Below are 13,995 nucleotides of genomic sequence, written 5' to 3' on the forward strand. Positions count from 1 at the left end.
GCGGTCGTCCAGCAGCCAGCGGATCAGGAGCGGGGAACGGTGCGGATCGCGATCACCGGCGCCACAGGATTGATCGGTCAGACGTTGACCGACGAGTTGCGCGCGGACGGACACCAGGTCGTGCGGGTCACCCGGTCGCGGGCCCACGCCGGCGCCGACGACGTGGTCTGGGACCCGGCGGCCGGCACCATCGACGCGGCCCGGCTCGAGGGTCTCGACGGCGTGGTGCATCTGGCCGGCGAGCCCATCGGGGCCGCGCGCTGGTCCGAGGACACCAAGCGCCGCATCCGCGACAGCCGCGTGCAGGGCACCGACCTGCTCGCGCGCACCCTGGCGGGCCTGGACCGCCCCCCGGCGGTGCTGGTGTCGGGCTCCGCGGTCGGCTATTACGGCGACCGCGGTGACGAGATCCTGACCGAGGACGCCGCACCCGGCGACGACTTCCTCGCCCGAGTGTGCGTGGCCTGGGAAGCCGCCGCCGACCCCGCACGGGCGGCCGGCATCCGGGTCGTGCACCCGCGGACCGGCGTGGTGATCGCCGCCGACGGGCCGCTGATCGACAAGATCGAGCTGCCGTTCAAGCTCGGCATCGGCGGCAAGGTCGGTTCCGGACGTCAGTACGTGCCGTGGATCTCGCTGACCGACCACGTGCGTGCCCTGCGGTTCCTGCTGGAGCGCGAATTGGCCGGGCCCGTGAACCTCACCGGTCCGGAACCGGTCACCAACGCCGAGCTGACCAGGGCGCTGGGCGAGGTGATGCACCGCCCGACCGTGCTGCCGATCCCGACGTTCGCGGTCACCGCCCTGTACGGCGAGATGGGCCGGACCCTGGCCAGCGTCAGCCAGCGGGCGCGTCCGGCCCGCCTGTTGGAGGCCGGCTTCACGTTCGTGCACGGTGACCTGCGCTCCGCGTTGCGCGCCGCCCTACAGCGCCCGGCGGCCTGATGTCGCGGGTGCTGGTGGTCGGGGCCGGCCTGGCCGGCCTGACCTGCGCGGTCCGGCTGTCCGAGGCCGGCGCCGACGTCGAGGTGCTGGAGGCGGACGACGGCGTCGGTGGACGGGTGCGGACCGACGTGGTGGACGGCTTCCGCGTCGACCGCGGCTTCCAGGTGCTGCTTACCGGCTACCCGGCGGCGCGGCGCTGGTTCGACTACGCCGCGCTCGAGCTGCGGCCGTTCTCACCGGGCGTCACGATCCGGCGCGCCGGACGGTTCGAACGGCTGGTCGACCCGCTGCAGGACCCCGTCGCCGCCCTCCGCTCGCTGCCGCGGGTCCGGCTCGGCCCGCGCGACGCCCTGCGGCTGGTGGCCTGGCGCCACGACCTGCTCGCGACCCCCGGACGCGAACTCGCCGACCGGCGCCCGCTCACGACCCGCGACCTGCTGCGCCGCCGGGGCTTCTCCGACGCGTTGGTCGAGCGCTTCTTCCGGCCGTTCCTGACCGGCACGTTCTTCGACGCCGAGCTGACCACCTCCAGCCGGATGACCGAGCTGGTGTTCCGGTCGTTCTTCCGCGGCGAGGTGGCCGTGCCCGACGGGGGCATGCAGCGCCTGCCCGAACAGCTCGCCGCCCGGCTGCCGGCCGGCACGGTGCGGCTGTCCACGCGCGTGGACGGGGTGGGCGACGGCGAGGTGACCCTCGCAGACGGCAGCACGCGAGCGGCGGACCACGTCGTCGTCGCGGTCGACGGCCCGACGGCCGCAGCCCTCCTGGGCGAGCGTCTCGCGCGGGCGCCCGCGCCCGGGCGCGGCAACGTGACGCTGTGGTACGCGGCCGACCGCTCGCCCGTCGACGCACCCGATCTCGTGCTGGCCGCGGACGACGACGGCCCGGTCAACAACGTCGCCGCCATGAGCGACGTGGCACCGGGCTACGCCCCGCCGGGTCGCACCTGCCTCGCGGTGTCGCTGCGTGGCTACCCGCGCGACGACGACGCCACCCTGGACGCCGCCGTCCGTGCGCAGCTGCGCGGCTGGTACGGCAGCCAGGTCGACGGCTGGCAGCCCCTGGCCGTCCACCGCGTCCCGTACGCGCAGCCGCGCCAGGACCTCCCGGATCTGGACGTCCTCGCCCGCGAATCGCGTGCGGGGGAGCGCACCTGGGTCTGCGGCGACCACCTCGACACCGCCTCGATCCAGGGGGCACTGGTGTCGGGCCGGCGTGCGGCCGACGCCGTGCTCGCCGCCTGAGAGCACGGATTGGTGCCTCCGGCCGCCGCTCTGGCAGGCTGCCGCCCATGCGCGTCCTCATGCTCACCTGGGAGTACCCGCCGCGGGTCGTCGGCGGGCTCGGCCGTCACTGCGCCGCGCTGGCCCGCAACCTGGTCGCCCAGGGGCACGAGGTCCACGTCGTGACCCGCGACCACGTCACGGGCGACGGCCCTCCGGCCCCGGGCGAGGAGTGGCTCGAGGGCGTCCACGTCGTGCGCGTCGCGGAGGCGCCGCCGGTGATCCCGTTCCAGGACCTGGTGCCCTGGGTGCTGGCGTTCAACAACCGGGTCCAGACGGCGGCCGCCAAGCTGGCCCGCCGCTACGACTTCGACGTCGTCCACGCCCACGACTGGCTGGTCGCCTACGCCGCCGCCGGCATCAAGGAGGCGTTCGACCTTCCGCTGGTCGCGACCGTGCACGCCACCGAGTACGGCCGCCACCAGGGCTGGCTGCCCGGCCCGATGAACAAACTCATCCACCAGGTCGAGTGGTGGCTGACCTACGAGGCCCGGCGGGTCATCGCCTGCTCCAGGTACATGCGCGAGCAGGTCGAGGACATCTTCGTCCTCCCGCCGGAGAAGGTCGACGTCGTCCCCAACGGCGTGGCCGTACGGGACTTCGCCCTGCCCGACGACGAGGTGGCCGCGTACCGGCGCACGCTCGTCGGGCCCCGCACGCGCATGGTGGTGTTCGCGGGACGGCTCGAGTACGAGAAGGGCGTGCAGACCGTGCTGGAGGCACTGCAGGCCGTGCGGGGCGGTGTCGGACCCGTGAAGTTCTTCATCGCGGGGATCGGCACCTACTCCGACGAGCTCAAACGCCGGGTCCGCGAGCTGGGCCTGCGCCGGCACGTCCACTTCACCGGCTTCCTCGAGGACCAGCACCTGCGGTTGCACTACGCGGCCGCCGACGTCGCCGTCGCGCCCAGCATCTACGAGCCGTTCGGGCTGGTCGCGGTCGAGGCGATGGCCTGCGGGACGCCGGTCGTCGCCGGTGACACGGGCGGCCTACGCGAGATCGTCGCCGGTGGCTCCGGGCTGAGCTTCCCGCCCCAGGACGCCGAGGAGCTGGCCAGCGCCCTGACCCGGGTGCTCACCGACGACGCGCTCGCCCAGCGCATGGTCGCCCGGGCGCGCCGCCGCATCGCCGAACGCTACGACTGGTCGTCGGTCGCGGCGGCCACCGTCGACGTCTACGCCCGGGCCGCGCGCGAGGAGGCGGCGCTGGCCGGCCGCGAGCAGCGCCCGGCGCTGCGCCCGATCCTCCACGCCGCCCCGATCCTGGAGCTCGGCGAAGCCGCCGGCTGATCACGCGGCCGGCCGACGAAGCTCAGCGGGTGGCGTCGCCGGTGGGGGTGACGCGGGAGGCGCGGCCGTGGGACATGGCGGTGGCCAGAGCCGTCACGGTGGGATGACCGGGCAGGTCCTCGATGCGGACCGGCAGCGGCAGCGACCAGTTCTCCGCACGCACGGAGCGGTCGGTGCCCGGCACGTTGGGGCGGTGGGGGGTGCCGACCGCGTCGTCGAGTTGTGCGAGCACGAGCTGGTTCGGAGCGGAGGCGAGGTGGCGGTGCAGGGCGACGATCGCCTCGGCCGCCGAGGCGTCCGGGTCCAGGCCGGTGGCGGCGACGATGCGGGTGCGCAGCTGGGCGTGCCAGTCGTCGTCGGGTTCGTGGCCGAGCGACTCCAACATCCGGGCGTCCTTGCCGGTCCAGACGCCGGCCACGGTCGGCAGGTCGTGGGTCGACACCGACGCGAGCGCCTTGGTGCTCCACGCCTCGATCGGGTCCTCCTCGAACCACCACACCTGGTAGCGCAGCACGTCACGGGCGTCGAGCTCTTCCCGCACGCCCTCGGGCACCGTGCCCAGGTCCTCGCCCACGACGAACGCCCGCGCCCGCTGTGACTCCAGGGCGAGGATGTCGAACAGGTCGTCGGTCGGCATCTTCACGTAGGCGCCGTCGGCGGCCGTGCCGCCCGGCGGGATCCAGAACATCCGGAACAGCCCGAGCACGTGGTCGATCCGCAGCCCGCCGACGTGGCGCAGGGCGGCGCGCACCGTGTCGATGAAGGGCTCGTAGCGGGCCGCCTGCAGTTTCCAGGGCACGAACGCCGGCAGCGTCCAGTTCTGGCCCTGCGGGCCGAGCTCGTCCGGTGGCGCCCCCACGCTGACGCCGGTGGCCAGCACGTCCTGCCACGCCCACGCGTCCGCACCGTCCGGGTCGGCGCCGATCGGCAGGTCACCCAGCAGCGCCAGCGGTGCGCCGGCGTAGCGCAGCTGTTCGTCGCACAGCCACTGCAGCCAGCAGTGGAAGCGGATCCGGTCGGCGTGCTCCTTGGCGAAGCTCGCGACCGCCTCGGACGCGGGGTGGCGGTGCTCGGCCGGCCAGCTGCGCCACCCGGAGCCGTGGTGCTCGGCCAGCGTGCAGAAGGTGGCGAACTCGGTCAGCGCATCGCTGCGCTCCTCCACGAACGCGTGGAACGCCGGATCGTCGCCCGCGCCGTCGACCTCGCTCCACACCCGTTCGAGGACGGCGAGCTTGTGCTGGGCGATCCGGTCCCGGTCGATGGGCTGGTCGTCGGTCAGGGCGCGCCCGGCCGCACACAGCTGCTCGAAGTCCTCCAGCCGTGCCACTCCCGGGATCTCGTCGATCCGCAGGTAGAGCGGATCGAGGAAGCGGCGCGAGGTGGGGTAGTACGGGCTGGTCTCACGGGGCGCCACCGGGGTGACGGCGTCCAACGGGTTGATCAGCATCGTGCCGGCGCCGATGTCGGCCGACCACATCGCGAGGTGGCGCAGGTCGGCGAGGTCCCCGATGCCCCAGCTGTCGGCCGACCGGGCGGCGTAGAGCTGCACCGACCAGCCCCAGGCGACGAGGTCGTCGGGCAGGTGACACCGTCCCGGGCTCACGATGAGCCGGCGTGGTTCCTCGTCCCCGTCGACGACGAGGTCGTGATAGCCGGCGGGCAGATCGCCGGGCACCGCACCGTCCAGCGGGCGGACCGTGCCGTCCTCGAGACGCACCTCGACCGCGCCGGGCACGTCGACGGACTCGCCGGTGCGTACCACCAGGACGGCGTCGACCGGGGGCGGCCCCGCCGCTGCCGGATCACCGTCCATCGCCCGCACCAGCGCGTCGCGGGTGCTGCGGGGTACCTCGGCCCAGGCGCCGAAGGCGTCCTCGTAGGCCGTCACGATGCCCCAGGCATCGGGGGCGGCGGAGCGGCCGCCGGTGCGTCGCCGCTCCTCGTCCGAGCGGCGTTCGGGGGTGTCGGCCATCAGGCGTCCTCGTCCCGCACCAGCAGTGCGACCGGGAAGGCGGTCAGGATCTCGGCGAGCGCGACGGGACGGTCCCCGGGGACCACCTGTCCGCTCAGCTCGCAGCGCCACGTCCCGGCGGGCAGCTGCAACGAGGTCCCGCGCCAGTCCCAGTCCTCGAAGCGGCCACCGAGTCCGACCGTCAGGCGCGGCGCCACGGTGGCGACCCTACCGCCGCGCACGAACGCGACCACGTGACCGGCGCGCAGGCCCTCGGCGTGGAGCGGCTCGTAGGTCCCCCCGGGCCCGAACGCCTCCGGCATCCGGGCGCGCAGACGCAGCGCCCGGTGCGTGACCCACAGCTTCGGGGCGCCCTCGTCCATCCGCGCCAGGAGCTCGACCGGGTGGTCGTCGGCCTGCAGCTCCTTCAGCAGCTGCCGGCGACCGTCGAAGTCCACCGGGCGTCGGTTGTCGGGGTCGACCAGCGACAGGTCCCACACCTCGCAGCCCTGGTAGACGTCGGGCACCCCCGGCGAGGTCAGCTTCAGCAGCGTCTGCGACAGCGAGGTGAGCCGGCCCGCACGCCGCAGCGTGTCCACCAGTCGCTCGAGGGCGGTCAGGACCTCGTCGTCGGCCAGGACCGCCCGGACGTACGCCTCGAGGTCGGCCTCGTAGCGCGCGTCCTGGTCGATCCAGTCGGTGTACTGCTTGCCCTCGCGGGCCGCCTTGCGCAGGTACTCCACGGTCCGGTCGGCGGTGATCGGCCACGTCCCGAGCAGGGTCTGCAGCGTCAGGTAGCCGTGCAGCGCGGACGGCCCACGCTCGCCCACGTGCCGAGCGGTCAATGCAAACCACTCCTCGACCGTGCGCACCCACAGGTAGGGCAGCTCCGAGAGTGCGGCCAGCCGGGCGCGCACGTCCTCGCTGCGCTTGGTGTCGTGGGTGGACGTCGACAGCATTGAGGCGGGCCACGTGCGCTGCCGTCGGCGGTTGCGCTCGTGGAACACGGCCGGGTCGGTGCCGAGGTGGGCGGGGTCACCGCCGACCTCGTTGACGCCCACGAATCGCAGGTAGCGGTAGAAGACGGTGTCCTCGACGCCCTTGGCCATGGCCGGCCCGGTCAGCTGCTGGAAACGCATGACGAAGTCGGTGGCGCCGACACCGACCTGGTCGAGCAGGAGCAGCTCGATCAGCAGGTCGAGCGCCTCCTCGAGTTCCGGGTGGCGGGCCCGGGCGCGGGCGACCGCTTCGTGGACGTAGTGGCGGTCGAGGTCGTCGACGGCTGCCAGCTCCGCGCGGACGTAGGTGCGGTAGACCGGGAAGGCGACGACGACCGCCCGCAGCGCGGCCGACAGCTCGTCCTCGTCGGCGACGACGCCGGCCTGGCGGGCGAGGTCGATGAAGGCCCGACACAGGCCGCGGAACTCCGCCACGAGCAGCCGGTCGAGCACCCGGTGCTTGGCCTCGCGCACGATCCCGTCGTAGGCCGGCGACTCGATGCCGTCGCGGGCGACGACCTGTTCGTAGAGGTCGTCGAGGACTCCGGCCGCGTTGGGCTCGACGAACAGGCCCAGCACGTCGTTGGCGAACTCGTAGCCGGTGGTCCCGTCGACGGGCCAGTCGGTGCGCAGCGGCTCGTCCGCCTCGAGGATCTTCTCCACCACGATCCAGGCGTCCGGGGCCGCGTCGCGCAGCTGCTGGAAGTAGCCGGTGGGGTCGTACAGGCCGTCGGGGTGGTCGATGCGCAGGCCGGTGACGATCCCATCGTCGACCAGGTCGAGCACCCGACGGTGGGCCGCGTCGAAGACGTGCGGCTCCTCGACCCGGATGCCGCCCAGCGTGGTGATGTCGAAGAAGCGGCGGTAGTTGAGCTCGGTGTTCGCGCGCCGCCAGTGCGCCAGCCGGTAGTGCTGCCCGAGCAACAGCGAGAACAACCGTCCCCGGTCGGCCTCGAAGGCGGCGAGCGTCGCCTGGACGTCGGTGGGGTCCAGCTCCAGCTCGGCCAGCGACCCCGGGCGCACCGGCCAGGCGTGTTCGTGGTAGACGACCCGGTAGCCGGCCTCCGGGTCGCCGGCGGATGCCTCGCCGTCGGCGGATGCTTCGCCGCCGGCGTGCACGAGCCGGAGGTCGCCGGCGTCGGCGAGCTCGACCTCCAGTGGCTGGCCGAGGTGGGGGACCAGCACCTGCGGCGGCCCGTCGCCACGGTGCTCCCAGCGGATGTCGAAGTGGTCGGCGTACTGGCTGTCGGGGCCGTGGCGCAGCACGTCCCACCACCACGGGTTGTGCGGGCTGACCAGCCCGACGTGGTTCGGGACGATGTCGAGCACCAGCCGCAGGTCGTGCTGGCGACAGGCGTCGGCGAGCGCCGCGAACGCCTCGTCGCCGCCGAGCTCCTCGTTGAGGCGGCCCGGGTCGACGACGTCGTAGCCGTGGCTGCTGCCCGGTGCCGCCTGCAGCGCCGGGGACAGGTACACGTGCGACACGCCGAGCTCGGCCAGGTAGGGCACCTGGTCCGCCGCGTCACGGAACGTGAAGCCCGCGTGGAGCTGCAGGCGGTAGGTGCCGGTCGGGACGTCGCGGTCGGTCACGCGTCGAGCTCCTGCAGGACGACGATGCCGCGCCCGACCACCTTGCACGCGCCACCCGCGGCGATGGTCTCGCCGGGGTCCGGCAGCACCTTCGCCGCCGTGTCCACGACGACCTGCCAGCGCTCGCCCCACGGCTCGGGGGGCAGCGTGAACTCGATGGTCTGGTCGCTGGCGTTGAACAGGATCAGGAACGAGTCGTCGACGACCTGCTGGCCGCGCGGGTCCGGGCTCGGGATGCCGTGACCGTTCAGGAAGACCTGCAGCGACTTGGCGAAGCTGGCGTCCCAGTCCTGGTCGTCCATCTCCGACCCGTCGGGCCGCAGCCAGCCGATGTCGTCGATCTCCTCGCCGCGCAACGGTCGGCCCTGGAACCAGCGCCGACGACGGAACACCGGGTGCTCGGAGCGCAGGGCGATCAGCCCCGTCGTGAAGGCGAGCAGGTCCTCGTCGACCGCCTCCCAGTCGAACCAGGAGATCTCGTTGTCCTGGCAGTAGGCGTTGTTGTTGCCGCCCTGGCTGCGTCCGAACTCGTCACCGCCGAGCAGCATCGGCACGCCCTGGCTGAGCAGCAGCGTGGTCAGGAAGTTGCGCTGCTGGCGGGCCCGCAACGCGACCACCTCGGGGTCGTCGGTCGGCCCCTCCGCGCCGCAGTTCCAGGAGCGGTTGTCGTCGGTGCCGTCCTGGTTGTCCTCGCCGTTGGCCTCGTTGTGCTTGTCGTTGTAGGCCACCAGGTCGGCCAGCGTGAACCCGTCGTGGGCGGTCACGAAGTTGACGCTGGCGCCGGGGCGGCGGGTGTCCGACTCGTACAGGTCCGAGCTGCCCGTCAACCGGGAGGCGAACTCCGGCAGCGTCGCGGGCTCGCCGCGCCAGAAGTCGCGGATGGTGTCGCGGTACATCCCGTTCCACTCGGACCACAGCGGCGGGAAGTTGCCGACCTGGTAGCCGCCCTCGCCGACGTCCCAGGGCTCGGCGATGAGCTTGACCTGGCTGATGACCGGGTCCTGCTGGATGACCTCGAAGAAGGTCGACAGCCGGTCCACGTCGTGCAGTTCGCGGGCCAGCGTGGAGGCGAGGTCGAAGCGGAAGCCGTCGACGTGCATCTCGTTCACCCAGTAGCGCAGCGAGTCCATGATCAACTGCAGCACGTGGGGATGGCGCATGTTCATGGAGTTGCCGGTGCCGGTGTAGTCCATGTAGTAGCGCGGGTCGTCGTCGACCAGCCGGTAGTAGGCCGGGTTGTCGATGCCCTTCAGCGACAGGGTGGGGCCGAGGTGGTTGCCCTCGGCGGTGTGGTTGTAGACCACGTCGAGGATGACCTCGATGCCGGCCTGGTGGAGGGTCTTGACCATCTGCTTGAACTCGGTGACCGCCTGCTCGGCCGTGCCCGACGCGTACCCGTCGTGCGGGGCGAGGTAGGCGATCGAGTTGTAGCCCCAGTAGTTCGTCAGGCCGCGCTCCACCAGGTCCGACTCGGGGACGTGCCGGTGGACCGGTAGCAGTTCGACCGCGGTGACGCCGAGGTCCTGCAGGTACTCGATCACGGCCGGGTGGGACAGCCCGGCGTACGTGCCGCGCTGCGACTCGGGCACATCCGGGTGGAGCTTGGTCAGCCCCTTGGCGTGGACCTCGTAGATCACGGTCTGGTGCATCGGCGTGCGCGGGTGGCGGTCGTCGCCCCACTCGAAGAACGGGTTGGCGACGACGCTGCGGGGCACGTACGGCGCGCTGTCCTCGGTGTTGGGCGGACCATCCGGGTCACCGAACGTGTAGCCGAACACGGGTTGGCCCCACTGCAGTTCCCCGTCGACGGCCTTGGCGTAGGGGTCGATCAGCAGCTTGCTCGGGTTGCACCGCAGCCCGCGTGCGGGGTCGTAGGGCCCGTGGACGCGGTAGCCGTAGCGCTGGCCGGGCCCGATCGTGGGCAGGTAGCCGTGCCAGACGTGGCCGGTGACCTCGCTCAGGCGGACGCACGTCTCCGTGCCCTCGTCGTCGAAGAGGCACAGGTCGACCGCATCGGCGGCCGCACTGAAGAGCGCGAAGTTGGTGCCGAAGCCGTCGTAGGTGGCGCCCAGCGGGTAAGGCTGACCGGGCCAGGTCTCGATCGTCACACGTGTTCCTTCGTCGTCCCCGGGCGGGTGGAGGAGCGAGTGGCATCTTCGCGCCTCGGAAGCGGCCGCCGGGCCCGAAGGCGGCCCGAACGGTCATCCGTACGTCCCGACCGGGGGCGAGCATGGCGCATGCGGCGGTGCGGCGCGCTCGGCGCCGTCACCCTCGCCGTAGCAGCACCGCCGAGGTGCCCGGCAGGCGCACGCGAGGTGCGCCAGGGGCGTCGTCCACCGCCACACCACCCGGGCCGCCCCAGCGCACGTCGGCGGTGTCGAACACCACCTGCCACGTCGCGTCCGGTGGCAGCGGCACGTCGGCCGCCGCCTCCCCGGCATGGAGGACGACCACGACGTCCTGGGCGGGATCGGCCGCGCGCGAGCGCCGGAACGACAGTGTCGTCGCGGCGTGCAGCACGGCGTCGGCGGGGCCGGCGTCCTCCGCGGTCAGTGCTGGCACCTCGCGGCGCAGTCGCAGCAGTTCCCGGTACAACGCGAGCACGGTGGCGTTGCGGTCCTGCTCGCGCAGCGACCAGTCGAGCTTGGAACGCTCGAAGGTGGCCTCGGCCTGCGGGTCCGGGGCCTCGCCCTGGTCGGCGAAGTAGGCGAACTCGCGTCGCCGGCCGGTGCGGACCGCCTCGACGAGGTCCGGGTCGGTGTGCGAGACGAAGTACTGGAAGGGCGCCGTCTCGGCGTACTCCTGGCCCATCCACAGCATCGGCGTGAAGGGCAGGAGCAGCAGGGCCGCGGCCGAGGTCTTCAGCTGCTCGTGGTCGAGCAGGTCGGCCTGGCGCTCGCCGAGCATGCGGTTGCCGACCTGGTCGTGGTTCTGCGTGCACGCGACGAACCGGCCGTAGGGCACGTCGCGCGCCGGCCGGCCGACGGTGCGCTGACGATGTGCCGACCAGCGGCCGGCCATCACGAAGCGGTCGCGCAGGGCGTGCTGGAGGTCGACCAGCCCGCGGTAGTCCTCGTAGTAGCCCGTGCGCTCTCCGGTGAACGCGACGTGCAGAGCGTGGTGGACGTCGTCGAGCCACTGGCCGTCCAGCCCGTAGCCGCCGAGCGCCGTCGCGCGCACCAGGCGTGGGTCGGCCAGGTCGGATTCCGCGATCACGAAGGTGTGCCGACCTGCCCGTCGGGCCTCGGCGTGGACCTCGCGCGCGATCTCCTCCAGAAGGTGGACCGCCGACTGGTCGAGGATGGCGTGCACGGCGTCCAGCCGCAGCCCGTCGACGTGGAACTCGCGGACCCAGCGGACCGCGTTCTCCACGAAGTAGCGGCGCACGGCGTCGCTGTGCGCACCGTCGACGTTGACCGCCTGGCCCCACGGCGTGTCGTAGCGGTCGGTGAGGTACGGGCCGAAGTCGGACAGGTGGTTGCCCTCCGGCCCGAAGTGGTTGTAGACGACGTCGAGCACGACCGCGATACCCGCCGCGTGGGCCGCGTCGACCAACCGGCGCAGCCCGGCAGGGCCGCCGTAGGAGTGCTGCACCGCATAGGGCAGTACGCCGTCGTAGCCCCAGTTGCGCTCGCCGGGGAACTGCCACACCGGCATGAGCTCGATCGCCGTGACGCCGAGCTCGCGCAGGTCCGGCAGGCGGGGGACGATCGCGTCGAAGGTGCCTTCGGGCGTGAACGTCCCGACGTGGAGTTCGTAGAGGACGTGTTCGCGCAGCGGCGGGTTGACCCAGCCGGCGTCGGTCCAGTCGAAGCTCGGGTCGTCGACGGCGGACGGGCCGTGCAGCCCGTCGGGCTGCCAGCGGGAGGCGGGGTCGTTGCGGTCGAGGTGGCTGCCGTCGGACGTGCGCAGCCGCACCCGGTAGCGGTCCCCGGCACCGACGCCGTCGACCGTGGCCTCGTGATAGCCGCGGTGCGTGGCGGCCAGCGGTTCGACGCGCTGGCCGTCGTCGAGCACCACCTCGACGCCCTCGGCCTCCGGGGCCCAGACGAGGAAACGGGTGGAGCCGTCGTCGCGTGCGGTGGCACCGAGGTGGTCGTGGTCCGCGTGGTGGGTCACCGGTGGGCTCCTTGGGCACGGTCGTCGTCGTCGCCCGGTGGCGGTTCGAGTTCGATGATGAGGCGCGCCGCGCGGTCGTAGGTGAGGTAGGCGTAGGCCCAGTTGCCCAGCACGGCGACGCGGTTGCGGAAGCCCACGAGGTACAGCAGGTGCAGGCCGAGCCACGACAGCCACGCGAGGCTGCCGTGCAGCTTCACGCCCAGGGCCAGTTCCGCGATGGCGTCGCGGCGGCCGATCGTCGCCATGGTGCCCCGGTCGCGGTAGCGGAACGGCGCCGTCGGCTCGCCGCGGCGCAGTCGCACGATCTGGTCGGCGACGTGCTGACCCTGCTGGATGGCCACGGGCGCGAGCTGGGGCAGGACCTGTCCGTCCTTGCCCGTCACGGCGGCGAGGTCACCGACGACGAACGCGTCGGCGCGGCCCGGGACGCGCAGGTCGCCGGCGACCTTCACGCGTCCGCCCTTGCCCTGCTCGAGCCCCAGCACGTCGGCCAGGGGGTTCGCGCGCACGCCCGCCGTCCAGACCACCGTCGCGGTGGGGATGCGTTCGCCGTCGGAGAGCCGGACCTCGTCCGCCTCGACGGCCTCGATCGCGGTGTCCGTGCGGACCTCGACCCCGCGTTCCTCCAACGCTCGACGGGCATAGCGCTGACTGGCCTGGCTGTACGTGCCCAGCAACGCGTCCATCATCTCGACCAGCACGACGCGCACCTTGGCGATGTCGACGTTGGGGTGGTCGCGCTGGACCACGTGCTCGACCAGCTCGGCGATGGCGCCCGACAGTTCGACACCGGTCGGACCGCCACCGGCGACGACGAAGTTCAAGGCGCCCTGCTCGATCAGCTCCGGGTGCGACTCGACCCGTTCGAACTGTCGGAGCAGGTGGTTGCGCAGCCGCAGCGCGTCCGGGATCCACTTGAGCATGAACGCGTGCTCGGACACGCCCTCGATGCCGTAGTCGGCGGACTCGGCGCCGGCGGCGAACACGACCGTGTCGAAGTCCAGGGACGCACCGTCGTCGAGCTCGACCCGGCGGGCGTCCCAGTCGACGCCGACCACGGTGCCCAGACGGACGTCGACGGGCAGCCGCCGGAACAGCCCACGCACGCTGTGGCCGATGCTGTCGGACTCGAGCCCGGCGGTCGCCACCTGGTACAGCAGTGGCTGGAAGGTGTGATGGTTGTGGCGGTCGACCAGCGTGATGCGCAGCGGCGTGTCACTCGCGGCCCGGCCGAGTCGCCGGGCCACGTTGAGTCCGGCGAAGCCGGCTCCCACCACGACGACGTGGTGACGTCGGTCGCTTCCTTCGGGGCGTTCGCCCACCTGCATGCACGCTCCGGGCGTCGGTGTCGGGCAGGACGCGGCAGTGTTCCAGCTCCTGCGTGACGCCGACCCGGTCCGTCGACAGGGTCACCGGAGTGCGAAGCCCAGTCGCTCGGTCAGGGCGTCGATGGCGTCCGCCCAGGCCCGGGCGGCCTCGTCACCGGCGCCCGCCCGCGTCTCCAGCCACTCGCGGCGCTGACGACGCACCTGCCAGGTGAGGTTCTGCGCCTGGGCCAGATCCACCTCGAACGGCAGGGACTCCGCGATCTCCACGAGCGTGGTGAAACCGGCGATGACCCGGGCCTGTTCGGGCCCGAACGTGGCGAAGGTGTCGTCGTCGGCGACCGCGCGGCGCACGCGGCGGGTGAGCCGCGTCAACGCCTGCCCGAACGCGTGGGCGAGGCCGTCGGTGTCCAGGGTCACGCCGAAGCGGTCGGCCTCCGCGATCAGCGCCTGGACACGCTCGGGCTCGGGATCACCGGCGAGCGCCTCGCGCAG

Annotated in this window: 9 protein-coding genes; 3 read left to right on the forward strand and 6 right to left on the reverse strand. The window is 72.7% G+C overall.

Annotated features, from left to right (window positions below; translation table 11 throughout):
• Nucleotides 1-39: 39 nt before the first annotated feature.
• The 3 genes from ACERM0_RS07510 to ACERM0_RS07520 are packed head-to-tail and all read left to right on the forward strand — an operon-like array spanning nt 40 to nt 3,517.
• Nucleotides 40-945 carry a TIGR01777 family oxidoreductase gene (locus ACERM0_RS07510; protein WP_373677940.1) on the forward strand — a complete coding sequence of 302 codons (906 nt, stop codon included), beginning with the start codon at nt 40-42 and terminating at the stop codon, nt 943-945.
• Entirely contained in the window at nt 945-2,189 is a 1,245-nt protein-coding gene (locus tag ACERM0_RS07515; protein ID WP_373677941.1) for an NAD(P)/FAD-dependent oxidoreductase, read from the forward strand. The genes ACERM0_RS07510 and ACERM0_RS07515 overlap by 1 nt, the downstream gene beginning before the upstream one ends.
• Before the next feature lie 47 nt (nt 2,190-2,236).
• Entirely contained in the window at nt 2,237-3,517 is a 1,281-nt protein-coding gene (locus ACERM0_RS07520; RefSeq protein WP_373677942.1) for a glycosyltransferase family 4 protein, read from the forward strand.
• 22 nt (nt 3,518-3,539) lie between these two features.
• Here ACERM0_RS07520 and malQ read toward each other — a convergent pair whose 3' ends face one another.
• The 6 genes from malQ to ACERM0_RS07550 form a co-directional block, all read right to left on the reverse strand.
• Nucleotides 3,540-5,489, reverse strand: coding sequence for a 4-alpha-glucanotransferase (malQ, locus tag ACERM0_RS07525; protein ID WP_373677943.1), 1,950 nt, complete (start codon nt 5,487-5,489; stop codon nt 3,540-3,542).
• Nucleotides 5,489-8,056, reverse strand: coding sequence for a malto-oligosyltrehalose synthase (gene treY, locus ACERM0_RS07530; RefSeq protein ID WP_373677944.1), 2,568 nt, complete (start codon nt 8,054-8,056; stop codon nt 5,489-5,491). Before treY ends, malQ begins: the two co-directional genes overlap by 1 nt.
• Nucleotides 8,053-10,158: a glycogen debranching protein GlgX gene (gene glgX / locus ACERM0_RS07535; protein WP_373677961.1), complete on the reverse strand. Its 2,106-nt coding sequence runs from the start codon at nt 10,156-10,158 to the stop codon at nt 8,053-8,055. Before glgX ends, treY begins: the two co-directional genes overlap by 4 nt.
• A gap of 163 nt (nt 10,159-10,321) precedes the next feature.
• Nucleotides 10,322-12,175: a malto-oligosyltrehalose trehalohydrolase gene (treZ, locus tag ACERM0_RS07540; protein WP_373677945.1), complete on the reverse strand. Its 1,854-nt coding sequence runs from the start codon at nt 12,173-12,175 to the stop codon at nt 10,322-10,324.
• Nucleotides 12,172-13,503 carry an NAD(P)/FAD-dependent oxidoreductase gene (locus ACERM0_RS07545; protein ID WP_373677946.1) on the reverse strand — a complete coding sequence of 444 codons (1,332 nt, stop codon included), beginning with the start codon at nt 13,501-13,503 and terminating at the stop codon, nt 12,172-12,174. Before ACERM0_RS07545 ends, treZ begins: the two co-directional genes overlap by 4 nt.
• A gap of 81 nt (nt 13,504-13,584) precedes the next feature.
• Nucleotides 13,585-13,995: hypothetical protein (locus ACERM0_RS07550; protein ID WP_373677947.1), on the reverse strand; the 411-nt coding region annotated here is incomplete at its 5' end.

This window comes from Egicoccus sp. AB-alg2 (assembly GCF_041821065.1).
Taxonomy (GTDB): Bacteria; Actinomycetota; Nitriliruptoria; order Nitriliruptorales; family Nitriliruptoraceae; genus Egicoccus.